21 protein-coding genes, 1 tRNA gene and 2 pseudogenes are annotated in these 22,297 nt (G+C 71.8%); 17 read left to right on the top strand and 7 right to left on the bottom strand.

Features of this window, described 5'->3' with window-relative positions; genetic code table 11:
* Positions 1-22 precede the first annotated feature (22 nt).
* Complete coding sequence (locus D7294_RS22560) at positions 23-757, bottom strand: hypothetical protein (protein WP_120682654.1); 735 nt, start codon at positions 755-757, stop codon at positions 23-25.
* 156 nt (positions 758-913) lie between these two features.
* A complete protein-coding gene (locus D7294_RS22555) occupies positions 914-1,567 on the bottom strand; it encodes a TetR/AcrR family transcriptional regulator (protein WP_120682652.1) in 654 nt (217 codons plus the stop codon).
* Positions 1,568-1,651: 84 nt separating this feature from the next.
* Here D7294_RS22555 and D7294_RS22550 point away from each other — a divergent pair, with 84 nt between their 5' ends.
* From D7294_RS22550 to D7294_RS22515, 8 genes and pseudogenes are all read left to right on the top strand, one after another.
* Complete coding sequence (locus D7294_RS22550) at positions 1,652-3,262, top strand: serine hydrolase domain-containing protein (protein ID WP_120682650.1); 1,611 nt, start codon at positions 1,652-1,654, stop codon at positions 3,260-3,262.
* 84 nt (positions 3,263-3,346) lie between these two features.
* Complete coding sequence (locus tag D7294_RS22545) at positions 3,347-3,586, top strand: DUF6332 family protein (RefSeq protein WP_120682648.1); 240 nt, start codon at positions 3,347-3,349, stop codon at positions 3,584-3,586.
* A 296-nt stretch (positions 3,587-3,882) separates the two neighbouring features.
* A complete protein-coding gene (locus tag D7294_RS22540; protein WP_120682646.1) occupies positions 3,883-7,245 on the top strand; it encodes a CHAT domain-containing protein in 3,363 nt (1,120 codons plus the stop codon).
* Positions 7,242-7,754, top strand: coding sequence for a hypothetical protein (locus D7294_RS22535; protein WP_120682644.1), 513 nt, complete (start codon positions 7,242-7,244; stop codon positions 7,752-7,754). Before D7294_RS22540 ends, D7294_RS22535 begins: the two co-directional genes overlap by 4 nt.
* A gap of 449 nt (positions 7,755-8,203) precedes the next feature.
* Positions 8,204-8,587 carry an SH3 domain-containing protein gene (locus D7294_RS22530; protein WP_147450897.1) on the top strand — a complete coding sequence of 128 codons (384 nt, stop codon included), beginning with the start codon at positions 8,204-8,206 and terminating at the stop codon, positions 8,585-8,587.
* 451 nt (positions 8,588-9,038) lie between these two features.
* Positions 9,039-10,028 (top strand): dienelactone hydrolase family protein, encoded by a 990-nt coding sequence (locus D7294_RS22525; RefSeq protein WP_120682640.1) that lies wholly within the window; start codon positions 9,039-9,041, stop codon positions 10,026-10,028.
* Positions 9,965-10,473, top strand: a pseudogene (locus D7294_RS34025) (Tn3 family transposase); the annotation flags it as partial. The gene D7294_RS22525 and the pseudogene D7294_RS34025, both read left to right, overlap by 64 nt.
* A 65-nt stretch (positions 10,474-10,538) precedes the next feature.
* Positions 10,539-10,948: pseudogene (locus tag D7294_RS22515) on the top strand (Tn3 family transposase); the annotation flags it as partial.
* Between the two features lie 48 nt (positions 10,949-10,996).
* On the opposite strand, the gene D7294_RS22510 reads toward D7294_RS22515, so the two are convergent.
* Positions 10,997-11,755, bottom strand: a complete 759-nt coding sequence (locus tag D7294_RS22510) for an SDR family NAD(P)-dependent oxidoreductase (RefSeq protein WP_120682636.1) — start codon at positions 11,753-11,755, stop codon at positions 10,997-10,999.
* A 142-nt stretch (positions 11,756-11,897) separates the two neighbouring features.
* Here D7294_RS22510 and D7294_RS22505 point away from each other — a divergent pair, with 142 nt between their 5' ends.
* Together D7294_RS22505 and D7294_RS33415 are read left to right on the top strand one after the other, a co-directional pair.
* On the top strand, positions 11,898-12,533 hold the full coding sequence (locus tag D7294_RS22505; protein ID WP_120682634.1) for a TetR/AcrR family transcriptional regulator: 636 nt from the start codon (positions 11,898-11,900) through the stop codon (positions 12,531-12,533).
* A gap of 29 nt (positions 12,534-12,562) precedes the next feature.
* Positions 12,563-13,714 (top strand): hypothetical protein, encoded by a 1,152-nt coding sequence (locus tag D7294_RS33415; RefSeq protein ID WP_241562555.1) that lies wholly within the window; start codon positions 12,563-12,565, stop codon positions 13,712-13,714.
* 52 nt (positions 13,715-13,766) lie between these two features.
* Here the strand turns inward: D7294_RS33415 and D7294_RS22495 are convergent, their stop codons facing one another.
* On the bottom strand, positions 13,767-14,387 hold the full coding sequence (locus D7294_RS22495; protein ID WP_241562554.1) for a hypothetical protein: 621 nt from the start codon (positions 14,385-14,387) through the stop codon (positions 13,767-13,769).
* Between the two features lie 131 nt (positions 14,388-14,518).
* Between D7294_RS22495 and D7294_RS22490 the strand changes: the two genes are divergently transcribed.
* A complete protein-coding gene (locus tag D7294_RS22490; protein WP_120682632.1) occupies positions 14,519-14,851 on the top strand; it encodes a MazG-like family protein in 333 nt (110 codons plus the stop codon).
* Between the two features lie 83 nt (positions 14,852-14,934).
* Positions 14,935-15,186: a hypothetical protein gene (locus tag D7294_RS22485; RefSeq protein WP_120682630.1), complete on the top strand. Its 252-nt coding sequence runs from the start codon at positions 14,935-14,937 to the stop codon at positions 15,184-15,186.
* A gap of 100 nt (positions 15,187-15,286) precedes the next feature.
* Here D7294_RS22485 and D7294_RS22480 read toward each other — a convergent pair.
* Positions 15,287-15,371: transfer RNA gene (locus tag D7294_RS22480), tRNA-Leu, on the bottom strand.
* A gap of 209 nt (positions 15,372-15,580) precedes the next feature.
* On the opposite strand from D7294_RS22480, the gene D7294_RS22475 reads away from it, so the two are divergent.
* Both D7294_RS22475 and pdxR read left to right on the top strand, forming a co-directional pair.
* Positions 15,581-16,369 carry a thioesterase II family protein gene (locus D7294_RS22475; RefSeq protein WP_120682628.1) on the top strand — a complete coding sequence of 263 codons (789 nt, stop codon included), beginning with the start codon at positions 15,581-15,583 and terminating at the stop codon, positions 16,367-16,369.
* Positions 16,370-16,601: 232 nt separating this feature from the next.
* The gene (gene pdxR, locus D7294_RS22470) at positions 16,602-18,095 is read left to right on the top strand and encodes a MocR-like pyridoxine biosynthesis transcription factor PdxR (protein WP_120682801.1); all 1,494 of its coding nucleotides are present in this window, start codon (positions 16,602-16,604) and stop codon (positions 18,093-18,095) included.
* Here pdxR and D7294_RS22465 read toward each other — a convergent pair.
* A complete protein-coding gene (locus D7294_RS22465) occupies positions 18,034-18,660 on the bottom strand; it encodes an ATP-binding protein (protein WP_158674683.1) in 627 nt (208 codons plus the stop codon). The two genes, pdxR and D7294_RS22465, sit on opposite strands and share 62 nt — an antisense overlap.
* Positions 18,661-18,952: 292 nt before the next feature.
* Here D7294_RS22465 and D7294_RS22460 point away from each other — a divergent pair, with 292 nt between their 5' ends.
* Positions 18,953-19,198 carry a DUF397 domain-containing protein gene (locus D7294_RS22460; protein ID WP_120682624.1) on the top strand — a complete coding sequence of 82 codons (246 nt, stop codon included), beginning with the start codon at positions 18,953-18,955 and terminating at the stop codon, positions 19,196-19,198.
* Positions 19,199-19,289: 91 nt separating this feature from the next.
* The gene (locus D7294_RS22455) at positions 19,290-20,210 is read left to right on the top strand and encodes a helix-turn-helix domain-containing protein (protein WP_120682622.1); all 921 of its coding nucleotides are present in this window, start codon (positions 19,290-19,292) and stop codon (positions 20,208-20,210) included.
* A 150-nt stretch (positions 20,211-20,360) separates the two neighbouring features.
* Here D7294_RS22455 and D7294_RS22450 read toward each other — a convergent pair whose 3' ends face one another.
* Positions 20,361-21,176, bottom strand: coding sequence for an SAM-dependent methyltransferase (locus tag D7294_RS22450; protein ID WP_120682619.1), 816 nt, complete (start codon positions 21,174-21,176; stop codon positions 20,361-20,363).
* 290 nt (positions 21,177-21,466) lie between these two features.
* On the opposite strand from D7294_RS22450, the gene D7294_RS22445 reads away from it, so the two are divergent.
* Positions 21,467-22,258, top strand: a complete 792-nt coding sequence (locus tag D7294_RS22445; RefSeq protein WP_120682617.1) for a helix-turn-helix domain-containing protein — start codon at positions 21,467-21,469, stop codon at positions 22,256-22,258.
* Positions 22,259-22,297 lie beyond the last annotated feature (39 nt).

Genomic DNA, 22,297 nt, shown 5'->3' with positions numbered 1-22,297 from the left:
GGGCGACGATACCCAAGGGTCCTCATCCGGCCCGCCCGAAGAGGAACATGGCGACGCCCGCGGCGCCCACCAGCGCGAGCCTCCCGGCGGCGGTGGCCGCCCGCGGGGCCGGCCCGCCGCGCACCGTGGCCACCCCCAGCGGAACCAGGGCCACACACAGCCCCGCGGCGGCCACGACCGACCAGGCGGTCGCCCCCTTCAGCACGCCGAGCGGCATCGCGGCCGCCAGCGCCAGGGCCGCCGCGCGCAGGGGACCGAGAACCCGCGCACGGCAGGCGCCGAAGGCCAGCAGTATCCAGCCGCCCATGACGGCGGCGTTGAGCGTGCTGAAGGGGTGGAACGCGCCATAGGTCTCGCCCACCGTCCGCGTCGCCGAGGCCGCCCCCTCGGCGGTCACCAGCCGGAAGCCGGCGTGGTCGACCCCGGCGTGGAATGTGCGCGCGAACAGGCCGAGGACGGTGAGGACGCCGCCCCACACGGCCACCTCCCGGAAGCGCGCGGCGATGCGGGCCGCGAGCAGCGCGACGCCGGGAAAGAGCAGCACCCACCCCGCGGACATCAGCCCGTACGAGGCCGCCATGAGGCCGGGATGCCCCTCGTACGCCCGCAGTTGGTCCGGAAAGAAGAAGCCGAAGCGCAGGCGGAGCAGTACCCCGGCCAGCACCAGCGGGGGCCCGGCGAGGAGGGAGGCGCCGCCCACCCAGCGGCCGGGAAAGGCGGCCTGCGGCACGGCGGTTGACGGATGCGGAATGCTCATGGGGCAACGATCCGGCCGCCGCCCCCGCCGCGTCGTCGGAGCACGGCCCCCACTTCCGGATCGGACCGTGGTCCCACTCCGCCCCCCGCCGTCCGCCCCGGGTCGGACGCGATGCCGGTCCCGCGCGGTGCGTTGCCGGTCCGGCGCGGGTGGCCGTTACGAGCCGGACATCCCGGCGTACTGGCGGCACTCGCCGGTGAAGACCACGGCGAGTTCGGCCCGGATGATCGATGCCGTCAGCTCCGCCGCGGGCACGCCGTTCATTCCGGCCGGATCGCGGTGCACCTGCATCGCCAGTCCCTCCGTCACGGCGGCGAGGCGGACGGCGGCGGGCCAGGGGTCGAGGCCGGGGTCGACCTCGCCGCACTCCTTGCCGTTGTGGACGGCCCGGGCGATGTCCTCCCGCAGCCGCCGGGCCGTGGCGACGTCGACCTCGGCGAGGGCCGGGGCATCCAGCGCCCGGCCCGCGAACGCCGTGGTGACCCGGAATTCGGTGCGGCGCCTCTCGTCCAGGGGGACGAACTCGGCCAGTGCCCCGGCGAGCACCCAGGAGATGGGCTGCCGGTGTTCGATGCCGGCCCGGATCCGGTCCTCGGCCCGGGCCCGAATGCGGGCGGTGACCTCCTGGAACGCGTGCAGCAGCATCTCGTCCTTGGAGCGGAAGTAGTGCTGCACCAGGCCGACCGACATGCCGGCGGTGGCGGCCGTGCGGGCCACGGTGACGGCGTCAAGGCCGTGACCGGAGATGAGCGTGCAGACGGCGTCGGCGATCTGACGTCGGCGCTGGTCGTGGTCGGCGGTCCTCGGCACTTGATAACCGTACCGCCATCCGGTAAAAACCGTATGGCCATATGGTTATCCGTCCTGCCCGCGTCCTCCGCCCCCAGGAGTCCCATGCCCCTCCGGCTACGGCTCGCCGCCGCGCGTGCCGTGATCCTGCTGCTGTGCCCGTTCCTCTGGGCGCCCGCCGCCCCCGCATCGGCCACCCCGCCACCCGCCGCCTCCCCCTCGCCATCCGGCGACGGCGCCGTCGACTACGACGCGATCGACGCCTACGTCCACGGCCGGATGGAGGCCACGCACACCCCCGGCCTCTCCTATGCCGTGGTCGGCCCCGAAGGGCCGCTCCACCAGCGGTCCTGGGGAACCGACGGGCGAGGCGACCGCGTCACCGCCGAGACCCCGTTCCTGTGGGGCTCGGTTGCCAAGCCGGTGACCGCGACCGCCGTGATGACCCTCGTCCAGGACGGCCGGCTGAGCCTGGAGGACCGGGTGGTCGACCACCTGCCCGACTTCCGCTTCGGCGGCCCCGGGCACGCCTCCCGCATCACGGTGCGCCACCTGCTCAGCCACACCGCCGGCCTCCCCGAGCTGCCCACCGCCAAGGTCACCGACTGCGTCGACGCGGACTGCCCGTCCGCCCTGGAACGCCTGCGGGCCCTGGACGACATCGGGCCGCTCGGCCCGCCGGGCGCCGAGTACGCCTACGCCAGCGCCAACTACCTGGTCCTCACCGCCCTGGTGGAAGCCGTCACCGGGCGTCCCTACGCCGACTACCTCAGGGAGTCCGTGCTCGCCCCCGCCGGCATGGACGGCGCCATCACCGGCCAGGGCACGGCCAGGCGACGGCACCTGTCCCCGGGACACCAGCTCCTGTGGGGCTTTCCCGCCGCCATCGCCGACGGCGTGGACGACGACGGCGCAGGCTACGGCTATCTCGGCGGCGACCTGCACGACCTGGCCGCGTTCGCATCCTTCCAGCTGCGGGCGGGAACGACCGCCGAGGGCGATGCCGTCCTCACCCCCGAGTCCGTGCGCCTCATGCGCGAGGAGGGCAGACTGCAGCCCGGCGGGACCGGAACCGGGTACGGGCTGGGCTGGCGGGTCGGCGGCCTGGAAGCGCCACTGGACGACGCGATCTGGCACACGGGGGCCACCCCCGGCTACTCGGCGATGCTTTTCCTGCTGCCGGATCAAGACCTCGCCTTGGTCCTGCAACAGAACCTGTACGGACTCCTCCAGGACGACGCGATCATGCAGGTCGGCTTCGGCGCGGCCCGGATGCTCGCGGGCGGATCCGCGCCGGGCGGTGCCTCCGCGTCCACATACCACGTGACGGTCTGGGGCCTCACCGTCCTGGCCGTCGCGCTGACCCTGGCCGCCGGCCGTTCCGCCTGGCTCCTGCGCCGCCCGCCGAAGCCGGCCGCCTGGCCGCGTCGCGCCACGGTGACCGTTCTGTGGTGTGTGGCGGGCGCGGCGCCGTGCCTCGCCGCCGTGCCACTCCTCGGCGAGGCGGGGCTCGGGCAGATGATGACCTGGGTGCCCGATGTGACCATTGCCGCATCCGTCGCCGCGGTCGCCGGTGTCCTGACCGCCCTCCTCCGTCTCCTCCTCGCCATCCGCCCCCTGACCCGCCGGGCAGGACGCCGGCGGCCGCCCCAGCCCTCCGGCGAGCGCCCACAGCGCCGCATCGCCCCGTCGCCCCAGCCCGTCTCGGAGCCCTGACCCCGGCCGGGCCGGGCGCTACGCCGCTCGCGCGGGCGGCCGCGAGTACCCTGTGACCGAGGCGGGACACAACGAGGGGGAGCCGTGGCGCCACGCAGCGAGAGCGAACGGGACGCGATGACCGTGGAGATCGGCTTCGCCTTCTTCTCGGCGCTGTTCCTGGCCGGGTGTGCGGCTCTCCTGCCGGCGAGCCCCATCTGGTTCCTGGGCCTGGAAGGCACCGCCGCCCGCGCCGTCGGCCTGAGCGCGGCGACGGGGGCGGGCGCCCTGTGGATCTGGCGGGTGGCCCGGGTCCTGCTCCGCTTCGACTCCCGCCGCGCCTGACCCGGCCGCAGGCCCGCCGGCCGCCCACGCGCCCCCGCCCCACGGCCCCGCACGGGCCCCGTCACGGCCCGTCAGCCTGGGCTTCCTGGCACCCCCGCAGAGCGGGGGTGCGGTCGGTGCTGTGACATCTGCCGACCCGCAAGGCGCCTGATCACACGGCCTCGGACTCTGCAGAACCCGGGACAGCCCCTGGCGCCGTCCACCAGAATGACGTCGTGGCCAGATGTGCTCAATGCGGGGGGCCGGCACCTGCACGCGAGGGGTCAGGTCCAGGGCGCGTCGTCGCTGATCTGGAAGTGTCAGGAATCGCCGACCTGCTGACTGGCGACCTCGACCACGTGTGGTGCGAGGCCGGGTGCCGGCAGGACGCGCTGGCGACCGTGGCGTTTCACGACAGCGAAGCAGGCCGCCTGTATGTGGCGCCGGGAGAACACGTCGCGCCGGCCAATCTGGCAGAGGAGTTCTCCGATGTCACCGCGATCGTCGAGGTCGTCGCTGATCACGAGAAGCTTCGCCGTGTCGCCAGGGACCTGATCGATCGGCGGGTACGCGTCTTTCTTCCCGTGATGACCGGTGGCGCGCACGACAGGGGAGATGCGAGGTACCTGTGCGACAACTGGCGGTTGTTCACCGCTCCGGTGATGGCGGCGGCCGGAGTGGCGATGACCGGACGGGTGCCGGGGATCAATGTCCTCGCGAGCGCTGCGTGTGGCGAGGGACAGGACCACGTCGAAGGCCGGGCCGAGTCACTGCAAGCGAGAATGTGGACGTGGATGTTGCGGGACTGGTCCTGCGGCCTGGGCGTGGGGACGTGGGAGGAGGACCTGAGTGAGTACGTGGACCGGACGGCATTTCTGGGTGATCCGCTCCGGTTCGCTCAGCGCCTGGCAGACGTCCCGCCCCCGACGCGAGACGACCTCGCAAGCATGGACACGTACCGTCAGGAGGCGCTGCGCGCGAGTCTCCATGCCCGGGTCGGCGAACCGGATCCCCTCGCGGACCGGTGGGCCCTCATCTGGCTGTGGTGGGAGCTGAAGCTGCGTATCGCGGGGGGCCGCGGGGTGGCCGAGGTCCCCGGACTCGCGGTGTCGGTGGACCGGCTCCATCGGACGATTCCGCCCGACAGCGCTCGCTACGCGGGCGCGGAGCTGCTGGGCCTGACGCTGACGGATCACAGAAACGGCGTGGTGACCCGGGCGAACGTCGAGACATTCATGAGGTGCATGCAGGAGGCGTACCACGAGGCCGGCTTCGGCGAGCAGCACCTGTCCCTCTACGACGGCACGCGACTCCACCATCCGATCGAGGAGGTCGCCGACCTCGTCATCGCCATCCTGAACCGAGACGGCCAGGATGTGGACGCCTTGCTGCGGATCACCCAGGCCGAGTCCATGGCGCTGGTCGAGGCGCGCCGCAGCGACGACCTGAAACGGGTCGCGGACGCCATGCGTGCGGCGCACCCGGCCAAGGCCGCCGAAGTGACCGTGTGGTACTGCCGTCAGCTCTTCGAGATGCGTATGCCGAACCGTCTGATCGAGGAGGCCGGCGAAGCACCAGGGCCAGACGAGGACCAGATGCCCGTCACCGCCCGTTGCGAGCTGCTCGAACTGCGCGCAAGCGCACTGCGTGCGCTCGGTCGGCGCGCTGACGCGCTGGCGTTACTGGACTCGGCGCCGCAGGAGGTGCTCGACGAGCCAACGGGCAAGCAGGGCCTTGGCATCGCGCGTGCGCGGCTGGTGCGCGAGCTGGGCTCACCCGCCACGGCACTGGCGCAGTTGGAAGCCCTGCTCGCAGAGACGACAGACCCGCAACCGCCCCTGCACGAGACGCTCATGGCGACGCTGCTCCGGTTCGGCAGGTACACGGAGGCCGCCGCCCACGCGCGCGCCGCCTACACCAGGGCGCTGCGGGACCGGGCGGCCTGGCAGGTCGGGCGGTTCGCAGCGCAGGCGCTGTGGTGCCAGGCGATCGGCGGCCGGGAGCCGGATGCCGACCTGATCGGCCCCGCGATGGGCGAGCACCAACCGGCCGACCCCAGTCGGGACCTGTTCGCCGCGACTGCGTTCCTCATCAGGGGGGCCACCGAGGTCGACGCCGCCCGGCGCGCGTTCGTCGACCGCGTCCGGGCCGGAGTGGAGACCGTGCTCAAGCAAGCGCAGGCAGAACGCGACGCCCACGTGGCACACCGCGCGCTCTACCTGTCCGCGCTGTACGACGAGACCCATCGACCCGATACGGCACTGCGCTCGTGGGTTCGCATGCCGGGCGTGCTGTCCGAGGAGTTCGGCACCGCCACCTTCGACGCCCACCTGTACATCGCGGCGCATTGCATCCGTATCGGCCTCTTGGCGAGGGCCCGGCAGGCGCTGACGTCCCACCTCAACAACACCGCCCAACTCGGCCACGACAGCGGGATCGGCGCCGCCGCCCTGGCGGGTGGGCACACCGCGAGCGAGGTCGACCTGGTCACTTCAGAGCTGTTCGCCGAGCCCGGTGCCACGCAGGCGGATCTCCGGCTCGCCGGCGAGCTTCGCCGGGGCATGGCCGGCCGGGCGGTACGGCGTGAGGGAGAGAAGCAGGCGTGGCGGCAGCACGGACTCGACGACGCGGTAGTGGCCGAGATCGCGCCGGGCCGGGGCCGCGTCGGGGTGCTGGAGTGGGTGAGCGACGGCACCGATACCCGGGCGTTGATCACCGTGGTCGACGCCGCAGGTTCCGTCGCCGGCACGGCAGTTCCGCTGCCGGACGCCGACCTCGGCCGGGTGGCCAGGCGCATGAGATGGCGCCTGTCGACGTGGCGGGCCGGGCGGGCCGGCGACCCGTTCGGCGTCGCCGGGTGGCACACCTGCCGGGCCTGGCTGGATCAGTTGCTCGACGAGCACCTCGAACCCGATGACCACCTGGTCGTCATCCCGTTCGCCGGCTGGCGGGACCTGCCGTGGCACGTGGCTGCCTTCGACCGCGTGACCTGCTCCTACGAACCGGGCTGGGTGGCGTTGCTGTCGACCGTGACCGGTAGGCCGGCGGCGGAACTCAGGCGCGAGGGGGTGGTCGCGGTCCCCCGCGTGGGCGATCCGGCCGAGATCACCGGCGCGATGGCCCGGTACGTGGCGGACTGCGGGGCCGAAACGCGCGTGCTGGAAGGTGTCGATGCGGACCGGGGCGCGGTGACCGACCTGCTGGCGAACGTCGACCTCGCCCATCTGCTCGCCCACGGGTACACCAGCGCGGAGGAGAGCGAGGTGGCGCTGATGCTCGCGGCGGACGGTTCGCTGCCCCTCGCGCACTCGGTCGCCGCGTCCGGCGAACGCGGCCGAAGGCACCGGTTCGGCTGGCGGGAGTACGCTGAACTGACCAGCGCGCCGCGGGTGATCCTGTCGGCAGCCTGCGGCACGGGGGGCAGCCACATCGTCGGCCTCGGCGAGCACCTCGGCCTGTACAACGTGCTGCGCCAAGTCGGCCTGCGATCGCTCATTGCACCGCAGTGGGACATCGTCGCATCCCACGTGCTCCCCGTTCTCGGCGAGATCCGCGCCCTCCTTGTGGCGCGGGAGGCAGGGCTCGGCCAGTGCGTCCGTCAGGCGGTGCGACATGCGATCCACCGCGGCGTCCCCGCGTGGTCCGCCCACGCGCTCATCCTCGAAGGAGCCTGGCATTGACCTCATCGACCTCATCGACCTCATCGCTTGCCGACGAGCTCAACGCTCGCGCAGTCGACACCGACGGCGTCCATCAGGCGCTCCGCTACTACCTCGCCGAGCGCCTCGACGACCTGCCGCCTGAGGACATGCTCAAGCAGATGTACGAGGCTGCCGACCGGGACCGTGTGGACGCCGCGTGTGCCGAACTCGGGCGCGACCCACGGTCGTTGGAGAACGCTGCCCTGGTCGTGCTGTCGGCGGCGTGGGCGGAGGAGTCCGAGCGGGATCGGCTCCGCGCGGTGCTGACCGAGACCAAAGGCAAGATGCCCGTGATCGAGGTGGGGATCATCGCCATCGCGTGCATGTTCGGCATGTACCTCCTGGCCACCCGTGGAATCAGGAGGCACGAGAAGACCACGACACACAAGCCGGACGGCACGTTCGTAGAGCGGGAGAAGACCGAGTACGTCAACCCCGCCGACGCTCTCGGCTCGATCGTCGACCTCTTCCGGCAGCAAGGCCGGTAAGGCGATGCCGTCGCCGGGCCGGCCTCCCCACCACCTGGCGCGACCTGCCCGACTTCCCCATCGGCATGCCGAGATGAAGCAGGTCTTCGCGCCTGGTGCCGACCGTTGTCGGCCACGCGTTGGCCACGCGAGGCGGGCCGAAGCCCGCGGCCGGCTCGCCACACCATGATTCATCCCTCCGCTGCGGCGCCGGGGACCGGCCGGAGAAGCCGTCCCCCGACGACAGCTCAGGACGGCGGAAGAGTCGCACGGGCGTTCCCCATCGGTGCATGTGCAGGCTATGTTGTCGTCCGCAAATGGATGACGGAGCGGAGCCTTCGGCGTTCGGGTGCCCATGTCCAGCAAGAACCCCGGACTTGGTAACGGAACGTCATGGAGGGGATTCGCATTCCTGCCGGTCCGAACCGACGCCATGGAAGCCGGTCCTGACGCGAGATGAGGGAAGCGACATGAGGTCAATTCGCCGGTCCATGGTGTTCGGCCTGTCCACGCTGTTCTTGGCGGTGGGACTCGGGGCGGCGCCGAGCGCCGTCGCAGACGCCGAGGACGCCGCGGTCTGCACCCACCCGAGCTGGTCCAACAAGGACTCGGGGGTGGACTACGTGCGCGCCGCGCTGGAGGAGGCCCCCATCAGGACCGGCCCCAACTCGGGCTGCGGCGTGGTCGGGATGGCGCGGTACACGGACAAGGTCTACCTGCACTGCTACACGTACAACAGCGCCGGGAACACCTGGAGCCATGTCCGGGCGGTCAGCATCTACGACGGCAGGGAGATCAGCGGCTGGATCTGGGACAGCAACCTGGTCGACCACGGTTCGACGCAGCTCTGCTGAGCCGGATCACCGGAGGTGCCACCCCGGGGCGACGCCTCGCCGCCCCGGGGTGGCCGCGCCTCCCTCTCCCGTCGGATGCCCGGGCCGGAAGTGCGCGGCGCGCCGCCGGGGCCTGACGAGCGCCCGGCCGCAGGTGCCGTCGCCGGCGTCCTCCGGCTGCCGGAAGTTGGCGAATGTGATGTCTTGCCGCGCACCGGGTGCCTCAGTACCGTCCCTCATCGTCAGCAGAACCGGAAGAACCTCAAGGACCTCTTCAGGGTCGCGATGAGCAGCCGCGCGCGCCGGACCGAAGCCCTCACGCCCGGGCCGTACGACGCCCCGGTGCCGCACGTCACCGTATTCACCCCAAGGGTGGCGCGGTTCCGGCAGCGCGATCGCTTGTCATGGCCGCGTCCTCCTGTGCGCCGTGCAGGCGTGCAGGGGGACAGACCCCCACATCAGGAGGTACACCATGCGATCACGAACCACCGAGAACCGGCGCTCCGGGAGAGCCGGACCCCACGGAGCCGGGCCGAGGGCGAGGACGGCCCTGGCGGCACTCGTCACCGTCCTGATCGGCCTGATCGGCACCCTGACCGGGATGCCGGCGGCGTCGGCCGAGGACAACCCCTACCAGCGGGGCCCGGACCCGACGGTGAGCAGCGTTGCGGCCCAGCGCGGAACGTTCGCCACCGCCGAGGTCAGCGTGCCCGCCGGCAACGGATTCAACGGCGGCAGGATCTACTACCCCACCGACACCAGCCTGGGCACCTGGGGCGCGGTCGCGGTCGTTCCCGGCTATACGGCCACCTGGGACGCCGAGGGCGCCTGGATGGGGCATTGGATCGCCTCCTTCGGATTCGTCGTCATCGGCATCGACACGAACAGCCGCACCGACTGGGACACCGCTCGCGGCACCCAGCTCCTGGCCGCGCTGGACTACCTCACCCAGAGCAGCCCGGTGCGCGACCGGGTCGACCCCCAGCGGCTCGCGGTGATGGGCCACTCCATGGGCGGCGGCGGCGCCATCAGCGCGGCCCAGCGGCGGCCCTCGCTGAAGGCGGCCGTCCCGTTGGCACCCGCCTCCTTCTCCCAGGACCTCTCCGGCGTCCAGGTCCCGACGATGATCATGGGCGCCCGGGACGACGGCACCATCACGCCGGACACCCTCGACCGGCTCTACGCCACCCTGCCCGCGGGCACCGAGGGGGCCTTCGTCGAACTCTCCGGCGGTGGCCACGGTTTCCCCACCTGGGGCAACTCCGAGGTGACGCGGCGGGTGATCCCCTGGCTCAAGACCTTCCTCGACAACGACACCCGCTACACCCAGTTCCTGTGCCCGGGGCTGGCCGACTCCACCGGCGTCTCCCGGTACGCGAACACCTGCCCCTACGAGCCCGGCGGATCGACGACCATGTCGGCGGACGAGCGCCTGATCGCCGGCGCACAGATCGATCGCTGAGCGGACGTGCCGAACGGCTCCCAGACCAACGGCACCCCACTGGTCCTGCGGAACTGCAACGGCGGGGCCGGCCAGCGGTGATCCCTCGGGTAAGACCCGAAGGACCCAGCGCCCCTCGCCTGTGGCCCAGGCCTGACCGGATCGCGGCCCCCGGTCAGGCCCTCATGCGGTGGGCCGGCTGCGCCGTCACCGGGTGCTGCTGCCCGGGGTCTCGGTGCTGGCCCGGTACGCGCTGGGGTCGAAGGCGCCGCTGCTGGAGCGGGCTCAGGAGCCGAAGCGCACGGCGATGCTCACCGCGGTGATGCGGCACCTGGAGGCGAAGGCGATCGACGAGGCCCTGGACGTGTTCCAGGTCCTCATGGCCACCCGGCTGCCGAACACCGCGAAGCGCAAGACGGCGAAGGAGCGGCTGTCGACGCTGCCGCAGCTGCAAAAGGCGTCCCGTCACCGAGCACTTGGCGGAGCTGGTGCGCGGGCTGGGTGTCCGAGGCATGCACCATCGGCCTGGCCCCCGTGGTCGATCCCGGCTACGAGGCGCTGACCCGGGCCCGGCTCGTGCACGTCGACCGGTACTACCTGCGCGCGCCGGCCCGGGACGTGTGCCACGGCAAGCGCGGCACCATCCACCAGGCGTACCGGGACGGGACGGAGGAAACCGGCTCGGCGCGCTCGGCCCGGTCCTCAACGCCATCGTGCTGTGGACCACGAAGGACATCGACGCCGCCGTCGCCCAGCTCCGCGCCGAGATCCACGAGATCCGGGACGAGGACATCGTCCGGCTCTCCCCGCTCAAGCACCGCAACCTGAACCTACTCGGCCGCTCCAGCTTCACCGCCGGCGTCCCGGCCGCCGGCGCTCTCCGTCCGTTGCGCGACCCGGACGTGTCGGAGCCGGATGAAGACGAGACTGGCGCGGAATGAATCCGGCGCGCCGTTGCCCGTGACCCCGAAACGGACCCGCCCGGTCGGTCACAGGAGGGCGCCGCCGGAGACCTCGATGCGCTGGGCGGTCATCCAGCGCAGGCCGTCGGACGCCAGCGTGGCGATGGCGGCGCCGATCTCCTCGGGTTCGCCGACGCGGCCAAGCGCGGTCTGCCCGGCCAGACCCTGGCGCATACCGGCGTCATCCCGCATGGCACCGCCGTTGAAGTCGGTGGCGGTCGGCCCCGGGGCAATGCTGTTGACCCGGATGCCCCGGGGGCCGAGTTCTGCGGCCAGCGTGCGGCTCAGGGCCTCGACGGCGGCCTTCGAGGCGGAGTAGACCGAGGTCGCGGGGCTGGTGTGGCGAGTCAACGACGACGAGACGTTGATGACGCGGGCACCTTCCGCCAGCAGCGGCACAAGCGACTGGATGAGGAAGAACGTGCCCCGCACGTTCGTCCCGAACACCGTGTCGAAGTCGTCGGTCGTGACAGCTTCCAGTGGGCCGAAGACACCCACCCCCGCGTTGTTGACCACGATGTCGAGCCGCGAAGCCCCCCAGCGCTCAAGCAGTCCGCTCAGCTCGGAAGTGAAGGCTCCGAAAGAGGAGACGTCGCTGATGTCGAGACGCACGACAGCGGCGGTCCCACCCGCAGCGTGCACGTGCTGCTCCGTCTCCTCGGCCCCGGCCACATCACCGCGATGAGTGACCACGACCCACACCCCGCGCGCCGCCAGCGCAAGAGCCGTACTCCGGCCCAGACCACGGTTCGCACCGGTCACCAAAGCGATCCTGTCGGCTGTCATGCGCTACTCCCTCGTCACACGGCACCGGAGAGACATCGGGCACCGCCCTCAAATGCGAGTCGCTTGACTCGCCTTTGCAGCGTAGGCAGCCCCAAAGAGGCGAGTCAAGTGACTCGCCTCGGGTCTGGGGCATACTGCACGCATGGCAGCAGAGCTCTCCGCGCACCACCGCCGTCTCGCCCAGCAAAAGCGTGAGGCGATCATCTCCGCGGCCACGGACCTCTTCCTGAACCACGGTTACGACGGCACGTCCCTCGCGCGCATTGCCGAAGGAGCGGCAGTCTCGAAGTCCACCTTGTTCAAGCAGTTCCCCACCAAGGCAGCCCTCTTCGAGGCCATCGTCACCGAGTCATGGCAGCGTGACGCCACCGACGCCGTCGCGCGACCTCAGGCCGGAGATCTGCGTTCCGGCCTGACCTCCATCGGCCACCGCTACGCCGACCTGATCGGCCGGCCCGGCATGACAGCCCTGTTCCGCATCGTCATCGCCGAGCTGCCTCGCTTCCCCGAACTGGGACGGATGCAGTTCCAGCTCGGCAAGCTGCCCTACTTCACCTCCGTCCAGCGCTACCTGGAGTCGGAGCACGAGGCCGGTAACGCCGACGTTCCGGACGCCGAGAGCGCCGCCAACCAGTTCCTCGGGATGATCGCCAACTACGTCCTGTGGCCCCGCATGCTGCTGACCGACTGGAACCCCACGGCCTCCGACATCCGCTACGCCGTCGAGCAAGCGGTGGAGACCACGCTCGCCCGCTATGCCTCCGATCGACCAGCCTGAGCCGGAGCCGGAAATCGTACGAGTTCACGGTGCAGACCCTCGCCGCCGCCGGCGACCTCCAGCGCGAGCTGACCCACGACGGGCTGCGCGCCGCTGAGGCCATGGGCAGCAAGGGCGGACGCCGCCCCGCCGTCCCGGCCGGCAAGACCACCGACGTGCGCACCGCATACCTGGAGGGCCGCTCCATCGCCGCCCTCGCCCGCGAACACGGCGTCAGCCGCGGCGCCATCCGCACGGCCGTCGCCGACCTTCTGCCCGACCACACCGCCACCGAGGAGGACGCCCCGGCCCCGGAGCTGCCGGTCACGCTCGACATGCCAGGCAAGGTCGCCGACTTCCTCGCCCGCTGCCGGCCACCCGACGGCGGCCAGGCCCTCCCCGCAGCCCCGGCCCAGCGCAAGGCCGCCGCGAGGAGGAGAACAGGGGCAGCGCCCTCACGTCCTGACCATGATCGTTCTCAGCGCCCGCTGTACCGATGTCCCGAGGCCGGAGAGGCCCGCGAGTTCGCGGAAACTGAAGGACCTTTCGCGGGAAGCCGAGGATGGACGGTGGTGTTCTCGTGGGTTCGGCCTCCGGGTTCGGGCGAACACGTGGGGTGGGTGCCGAGCGGGCCCCTTGGTGCCCTCCCTGGAAACGGTACTGACACTGGAGGAGCCATGAGAGCAGAAGGAACGACACCGGAACCGGAAACCTCTATGCAGAGTGGGCTCGCATCTCTGGGTGAAGTGGCGTGCCGTTATCAGGCGGATGAGGTACGCCCGGAGGAACTGCCGATGATCGCTGCTGAGGCGCTCGCAGCCGGACTGGACACCCCGGCATTGTGCGAGCTCGCCGGTTGGCCTCGCAACGCGGATGCCCGCGATATTCGCGACGCGTTCGAGCAGGCACTTGCCGAGTCCGGGATCGGGTTGCCGGATCGGGGCCTGGCACGGCGCCACGCTCTGCGCCGGATGGCTGCGAGACTCATCGATGGAGAGATAACTCCCGCTGACCTGGCGACGGACGACTGGTGGGAGACGGAGGTCGAGACCGCGGCTGAGCAATCGTTCGTGGCGCTGATCCCGCAATGCGATTGCTGCATCGAGTACACGTTGGGGCTTGACCAGCAGACGTGGGCGGCCCAGCTGCGGAACGCTGCCCTCGCCCTGACATCGTCTCCGCCGATCGGCCCCGGATGCTGACTCTGCCTGGCGTGCTCATCCTCGGCAACGGCGTGGACCGGTCAGGCAAACCTCACTGAAGTGGCTGTTCAGCGGCCTGGTGCAGCAGCGCCCGTGCGGAGTCCGCATAGCGCATGGCGGTCTTCTCGTCGAGCCCGAACACCTCGGCGAGGTGGAGGGGGTCGGGCCCGTGCGTCAGGGCCTCTTCGAGTTGCCGGTCGACGCGGAGCCGTTCCGGCGTCGCGTCCTGCCCGCGCATCGCGGGGCTGATCCAGTGGTGACTGGCGCGGCTGGTCTTCGTGGCGGTCTGGTTGTTGATCAGTAGGTGGAGGTTCGCGGTGTTCGGCCACCGGCGGCGCCGATGCTCCGGCCAGTCCAGCGGCAGCTTCCGGGGCAGATCGTCGAGTGGGCGGACACGTCCGGCGATGGTCAGCCGACGGTTGCCGAGGTCGACGTCGTCGAGCATGAGGTTGGCGATCTGGGCGACCCGAGCGGCGTGGACCGCTGCGAAGGCGAGGGTGAGCCGCGTCGCCGGGGTGGTGGCCGTCGCGACGGAGCGATCGACTTGCTTGGGGACGAGCGGTTGCAGCACGGCGTACTCGTATTGCCCGATCTTGATCCGGCTGGTGGGGTTGGAGAAGATCAATCCGTTCCGCTTGGCCCAGGTGAACAGTGGGCGCAGGGCGACGACCACTCCGCGATGGCTGGCGAACTCCGCCTTCCCAACGCCGGCCCCTTGGTAGTGTCCGACCCGTCCGTCACGCCGGCCGCAGAAACTCTCTTCTGACAGTTGGCGCCCCACCTCCCTCACGAATCGGTGAGCACATGGACTCGGCGACCTGGACCACGATCGCGCGCCTCGTGGAATGGCTCGATGCCAACAACACCAACCCCCCGGAGCTGACACGTCTGCTGCGCGTGATCAAGATCCAGGAGGAAGCGGGGGAGGTCGCGGAGGCCATCCACGGGGCCATGGGCTCGAATCCGAGGAAGGGCGCCAGCCACACCTGGACCGATGTGGAGAAGGAACTGTGCGACGTCATCCTCACGAGCATGGTGTCCCTGGCGACCCTCAACCCGGACGCGCAGAAGGTTTTCGAGTACCACCTCAACCGCGTCGCCGAGCGCTCCCTTGACGCGGCGGGGCCCATCGCGTGAAGCACGAGTCGTGGCCTCGGTTGCGGGCCATCGACGTCGAAGGCAACGGGGCGGCCCTCCCGACCTGGTAGAGGCCCGACAAGGTGACGGCCCGCTGGCGCACGGTCCGCAAGCGCCTTGGTCTGCCGGGGAAGTTCCGGCTCCACGACTCGCGCGCGAGCAAGATCAACGATGATCTCGACGCGGGCGAGAACCTCGTCGAGGTTGCGGCGAACGCCCGCCACCACAACCCGGGCTGCACGATGCGGGCCTACGGCCGGCGCCGGGCCGACTCGGCGAAGAGGCTCGCGACCGCGAGCGCGGACCGGACCGGGTTGTCCACGGTCGCGGCCTGACGGAGCAAGGTCATTTCCGTTGGCCACGCGGTTGGCCACGAAGGGCCTCGCAAGAGGCCAGACAACAGAAAAACCCCAGGTCAACTGGGGTTTTTGGGAGTGTCCGAGGGGGGACTTGAACCCCCACGCCCTTAAACGGGCACTAGCACCTCAAGCTAGCGCGTCTGCCATTCCGCCACCCGGACAGGGTGTGCGCGCCCGGTGGGGCGTCGCGACTGGGTCAACCATACCAAGTTTCGTGGGGTGCTCTCGCGGTGGTTTGGCGGGAGGGAGGGGCTCGAGGGGGGGCTTTAGACGCGCGTTAGCGGCGCGTGCAGGATTGTGAGCGGAGGGTGCGCGAGCCGGGGTGGTGTGGGCGGGCCGCGGAGGCGAGGCGGGAGCGGAGGAGGAGAGGATGGCGGACGGTGAGCTGTGGGTGCGGCGCTTCCATCCGGCGCGCGAGGGGAGCCTGCGGCTGGTGTGCTTTCCGCACGCGGGGGGCTCCGCCACCTTCTTCCAGCCCCTGTCGCGGCGGCTGAGCCCCGGCGTCGAGGTGCTGTGCGTGCAGTATCCGGGGCGGCAGGACCGCAGGGCTGAGCCCCTGTTCGGGGATGTGCGGGAGCTGGCCGCCTCGATCGCGGAGGCGCTGGTGCCGTGGGCGGGCAGGCCGTGGGCGTTCTTCGGGCACAGCATGGGCGCGATCGTCGCCTTCGAGACCGCGCGGCTCCTCCAGGGCCGCCCCGGGGTGGCCCCGCTCGTGCGGCTGATCGCCTCGGGCCGCCGCGCGCCGGGCACCTACCGTCACGAGACGGTGCATCAGCGTGACGACGCCGGGCTGATCGCCGAGTTGCGGCGGCTGAACGGGACGGAGAACGACGTTCTCGGCGACGAGGAGCTGCTGCGGCTCGTGCTGCCCGCGATCCGCGGGGACTACCGGGCCATCGAGACCTACCGCGGTGAGCCGGGGGCCAGGATCGGCGCCCCGGTCAGCGTGTTCGTCGGGGACGCCGATCCGCGGGTGACCCTGGAGGAGGCGCGGGCCTGGGAGGGGCACACCGACGGGGGGTTCGAGCTGCACGTGTTCCCCGGCGGCCACTTCTATCTGGTGCCGGGGCTCGCGGAGACGGCCGAGCGGATCGTCTCGGTGCTGGGGCGGGACCGGGAAGAGGCGTTCAGCCGGGCCGCGGGGCGGACCGGGGCGTAGCCGCAGGGGCGCCGCCCACCCCCGGCGCGCAGGAGCGCCGCCCACCCCCGGCGCGGCCCCGGGAAAGGGGAGCTCCGGCGTCACCGCGGGGCGCGGGGTGGTGGGCGCGCGCGGGGGGCGGGCGGGGGTGTGGTGCACTGGGGCGGTGGGTAGCCGGGCCATCCCCTCGGGCGGTGCGGGCCGCGACCTGCACCTGGATCCGGGCGGTGCGGGCGGGCCGCGGGCCGGGCTGATGCGCGGGCTGCGGGATGCCATCAGGTCCGGGCGGCTGGCGCCCGGCACCCGGCTGCCCTCCTCGCGTTCCCTGGCCGCGGATCTCGGCATCGCGCGCAACACGGTGGCCGGGGCGTACGCCGAGCTGGCCGCCGAGGGCTGGCTGGTCGCCAGGCAGGGCTCGGGCACCAGGGTCGCCCCGCGCGCCGCCTCAGGCCCGGCGGCCGAGGCGTCCCCGCCGCCGCGGCCCGAGGCGGCGCCGCGTCCCGTGCACGACCTGCTGCCTGGCCGGCCCGACGTGGCGGCCTTCCCGCGGGCGGCCTGGCTGAGTTCGGCGCGCCGCGCGCTCGGCGCCGCGCCGCGGGAGGCGCTCGGCGTGGGCGATCCCCGCGGCCGGCCCGAGCTGCGCCTGGCCCTGGCCGACTACCTGGCCAGGGCGCGCGGGGTGTTCGCAGAGCCGGGGCGGATCGTGGTCTGCTCCGGCTTCCACCACGGGCTCGGGCTGCTGGCGCGGGTGCCGCGGATTCGGCGCCGGACGCTGGCCGTCGAGTCGTACGGACTGTTCGCCCAGCACCGGCTCCTCGCGGCGGAAGGGGTACGCACCACCGCGCTGCCGGTCGACGAACGAGGCGCGGTCGTAGGCGAGTTGGCGGGGCGCCAGGCCGGGGCCGTGCTGCTGACCCCGGCCCACCAGTTCCCCACGGGCGCCTGGCTGCACCCCGAGCGCCGCGCGGCCGTCGTGGACTGGGCCAGGGAGAGCGGCGGCCTGGTGATCGAGGACGACTACGACGGCGAGTACCGCTACGACCGGGAGCCGCTCGGGGCCCTGCAGAGCCTGGACCCGGAGCGGGTGGGGTACCTGGGCTCGGTGAGCAAGAGCCTGGGCCCCGGGGTGCGGCTGGGCTGGCTGGTGCTGCCGGCGGGGCTGGTGGAGGAGGTGCTTGCGGTCAAGGGCCCGTGGGAGCTGACGACCGGGAGCCTGGACCAGCTGACCCTGGCGGACTTCCTGGAGTCGGGGGGCTACGACCGGCACGTGCGGCGGATGCGGCAGCGTTACCGGCGGCGGCGCGACCAGCTCGTCGCCGCGCTCGCGGCGCGTCTTCCCGGGCTGCGGGTCACGGGGATCTCCGCGGGCCTGCACGCCGTGGTGGAACTCCCCGCGGGCGCCGAGCGGCGGGTGCTGCGGGAGGCGCGGCGGCGGGGGGTGGGGCTGAGCGGACTGGCGGCGTACCGGCATCAGGCGAGCCCGGGGGAGCGGGAGGGACCGGCGCACGAGAGCCGGGAGCGGCGTGGGGAGCGCGAGGGGGGTGGGGGAGGTGAAGGACCCGAGGGAATACCCGAGGTCATACCCGAGGGAATCCCCGAGGGAATAGTGGTGGGCTACGGCGCGCCGCCGGAACACGGCTTCGCGGCGGCGCTCGACGCGCTCTGCCTGGTGCTTGAGGCGGCGCTCAGCCCGCGGTGTGCGGCACCGCGGAGGAGCCGAGGGCCTTCAGCCACGAGGGACCGCTGAGCAGTTCGAGCAGCAGCAGCAGCCTGGTCAGCGGCTCCCACTCGGGGTCGGAGCGGGACAGGGGCCGCATGACGTCGCCGGCGACGAGCAGTGCCCACACCGCCTTGCCGTGCCGGTCGGGGGTGGTCCAGCCCCAGCTCTCGGCGAGCGACTCCAGCACGTGCAGGCCGCGTCCCGACTCCTGGAAGTAGTCGGGCTCCTTGACCTGGGGCACCTCGCTGCCGGGGTCGAACACCGCGCAGAGCACCGAGCGTTCGCAGTGCACGAGGCTGAGCAGGAACGGCTGGTCCGGGGTGGCGGGGGGCAGCGGCCGGTCGCGGCGGGCGGCGCCGAGCCCGTAGCGCACGGCGTTGGTGACCAGCTCCGAGACGATCACCATGGCGTCGTCCGCGAGCTCGTCCAGGCCCCAGCCGTGCAGCGTGCTGCGGGTCATCTCCCGCGCGGACCTGGAGGCTTCCGGCGCGCTGGCCAGGGGGAAGGTGGCGAATCCGGCCGAGTCAGCGGCTCCGCTCCTGGCCGTAGGCGCCTGGTGGGGCGCCAGGGCGGCGAACGGAAAAGCTGTCATGAAGACCTCCGCTGACTGCTGTCCTGACCGGCGTGATGACTCCGCTGGGTCCATCCTCACCGAACCGAGCGTATCGCTGCAAGTGCATCCGAAAGAACAGGCGTAAGCACGGATGCACGAACCGATGTAAGGACACCTGCAAGGGCGTCTGCAAGGACGCCTACACGCTACGAATGCAAGAACATCTGCAAGAACAGGTGCAAGAACGCGGCTCCTTGGGGCACTATGCCGTCAGTGGCCGTCCCGCACCCCACGCGGGTCGGCAAGTACGAATGCGAACGTAGGAGTGACAATGCCGCAGTTCGTCAACGGTGTTCCGGCCGACCAGCTCGCCGGAGCGGTCTGGCGCAAGAGCAGGCGAAGCAACCCGAACGGCAACTGCGTCGAGGTGGCGGGGCTGCCCGGCGGCGACGTGGCGGTGCGCAACTCGCGTGACCCGAAGGGGCCGGCGCTCATCTACACCCGCGCGGAGATGACCGCCTTCGTGCTCGGCGCGAAGGACGGCGACTTCGACGACTACATCGCCGGCACCGACTGACCGAATCACCCTGAGTCGCGCGGGGGCGACTGTACGCCTCGCCCGAACAGTGCAACACTGGGCGCGAATTCAACACTCAGGGGACACAACCATGGCGTCAGCACAAGCGGGTCCCGCCTCCGGGGTGAGAGACCTTCTCTCCCACCCCAGAGGCGGTCCGACGGTACTGCGGATCGTGCTCGGCACCAATCTGCGACGGCTGCGGGAGAGCTGCGGCATCACGAGGGAGGCGGCGGGGGACGCCATCCGCGGCTCGCACGCCAAGATCAGCCGACTCGAACTCGGCCGCGTCGGCGCCAAGGAGCGGGACATCGCCGACCTGCTCACGCTCTACGGCGTGCACGACGAGGAGCGGCGCAACCAGTTCCTCGAACTGGCCAGGAAGGCGAGCACTCCGGGCTGGTGGCAGCAGTACAGCGATGTGCTGCCCAGCTGGTTCGAGACGCTGATCGGCCTGGAGGAGGCCGCCTCGGTCATCCGCACCTACGAGGTGCAGTTCGTGCCGGGGCTGCTCCAGACGGCGGACTACGCCCGCGCCTGCATCGAGCTGGGCAACCCGCGCGCCACCAGGCGGCAGGTCGACCGCCGCGTCGAGCTGCGGCTGGCGCGGCAGGAGCTGCTGATGCGCGCCCACGCGCCCAAACTGTGGGCGGTGGTCGACGAGGCCGCGCTGCAACGGCCGCTCGGCGGCGCCGAGGCGATGCGCCGGCAGATCCGGCACCTGCGCGAGATGTCGGAACGCCCCAACATCACGCTGCAGATCGCGCCCTTCCGGCTCGGCGGCCTGTCCGCCGCGGGCGGGCCGGTCACCATCCTGCGCTTCCTCGAGCCCGACCTGCCCGACATCGTCTACCTGGAGCAGCTCAACAGCGCGCTCTACCTGGACAAGCGCGAGGACGTCGAGGACTACCTGGCGGTCATGGACAGCCTGTGCGCCGTGGCCGAGCCGCACGGCAAGACGCCCGACGTGCTGGACAATCTGCGGCTGCTCGACGGCCTCAAGCGGATGTGAGCGCGGAGGGCCGCCCGGCCGGCCCACGGAAAGACGGAAACGGGCCCGGGGCCCGCACCGCGAGACGGCGCAACGCCGCGCGGCGCGGGCCCCGGGCCCGTCTGCACCCGGAGCGGCCGGAGCCGGCGCCGGGTGCGGAGCGTGGGCGGGTCAGGGCTTGCGGCCCACGCCGCCGAACTCGATCCACTCGTCGGTCAGCTGACGCGGCCCCAGCTCGCTGTCCGGGCGCCAGGTGCTGATCTCCACCAGGCCCGGCTCCAGGATTTCCAGGCCCTCGAAGTACCGCCTGACGTCGGAGCGTTCCCGCATCCGGCCCCAGGCGCCCTGGGTGGACTCCACCATCAGCCGGGTGATCCGCTCCCTGACCTCGGGGTCCTCGCCGATCAGCTGGTTGATCACCAGGAAGCTGCCGGAGGGCAGCCGGTCGGCCACCCGCCGCACCAGGCCCGCCGGGTCGTCGCTGTCGGGAATGCAGTGCAGCACCGAGACGAACAGGGCGGCCACGGGCTGCGAGAGGTCGATCAACCGCTCGACGTCGGGGTGCGCGAAGATGGCCTCGGTGTCCCTGAAGTCCGCCTGGATCACCGCCGTGTTGCTGTTCTCCTCCAGCAGGGCCCGGCCGTGGGCCAGGACGATGGGGTCGTTGTCGATGTACACCACCCGGGCCTCCGGGTCGATGCGCTGGACGACCTGGTGCACGTTGTCCTGGGTCGGCAGCCCGGAACCGTGGTCGAGGAACTGCCGTATGCCGTAGTCCTCGGCCAGGACGCGCACGACGCGGCGCAGGAAGCGCCGGTTGTTGATGGCGAGCGGCCGCGCGCTGGGGGCGAGCGCCTCCAGCTGGTCGTAGGCCTCGCGGTCCACGGCGTAGTTGTCCTTGCCCCCCAGCGCGTAGTCGTAGATGCGCGCCACGCTCGGGACGTTGACGTCGACCTCCCGCAGGACGCCTTCGCCTTTTTCGGGCATGCTGCCTTCCTTCCTCATCCGGGAGTCACGGAGCTGTCGGGCATGAAAGCTGTGCAACCTGGTGAAGTTCGCATCCTTTCACGGAATGAACGTCAACTGACCTGCCGTCAGCACCGATCGGGCCCGTCCGCGGCGGCGCGCCCGGGGAGTCCGGGCCCGCGCGCCCGGGGAGTCCGCGCGCGGGTGGGACGGCCGGGAGCCGGGCGGGGCCGCCGGGCCGGGGACGGGGGCGGCGTTGCCGCAGCCAGTATGAAACGGCGGGCGCCGCGGTGGGAGGTATCCTCCGGAACATGACCACCGCCACCCTCAGCCCGGGAGTCGGCCCCCTGCTGCGCGAGTGGCGGCAGCGGGCGGGGGTGAGTCAGCTGGAGCTCGCCCTGCGCGCGGACTCCTCCGCCCGGCACATCAGCTTCATCGAGACCGGCAAGTCCCGGCCGAGCCAGGAGATGGTGCTGCGCCTCGCCGAGCACCTCGACGTCCCCATGCGGGAGCGGAACGCGCTGCTGGTCGCCGCGGGCCACGCCCCGTACTACCCGGAGTCCTCGCTCGACTCGCCCGGCCTCGACGTGCTGCGGCTCGGCATCGACCGGCTGCTGACCGGCTACGAGCCCTTCCCGGCCCTGGTCGTCGACGGGACCTACCAGGTGTGGGCGGCGAACTCGGGGATCGGCATGCTGATGGCGGACGTGGCGCCCTGGCTGCTCGAACCGCCGATGAACGCCATGCGGATCACGCTCCACCCCGAGGGGCTCGCCCCGCGCATCCTCAACTTCCGCGAGTGGCGCGGCCACCTGCTGGACCAGATGCGCCGGCAGCTGGCCCTGCTGCGTTCCCGCCCGCTGCGGGAGCTGTACGAGGAGGTGAGCGGCTATCCGCTGCCGCCGGGCGGGGAGGAGCGGGCGGGGGAGAGCAGCCGGCTGGCCCTGCCCATGGTGATCCGGCACGACGGCAGGCGCCTGTCCTTCCTCTCCACCATCGCGACGTTCAACACGCCCGTGGACGTCACCGTGTCCGAGCTGGCGATGGAGACCTTCCTGCCGGCGGACCCGGAGACCGCGGCGTACCTGCGGCAGGCCGGGTAGCCGTCCCCCGGCGGCGGCCGGGACACGCCGGGCCGCCGG

This window comes from Streptomyces hoynatensis, assembly GCF_003626535.1.
GTDB lineage: Bacteria > Actinomycetota > Actinomycetes > Streptomycetales > Streptomycetaceae > Streptomyces > Streptomyces hoynatensis.
This window is presented reverse-complemented; position numbering and strand designations above follow the sequence as displayed.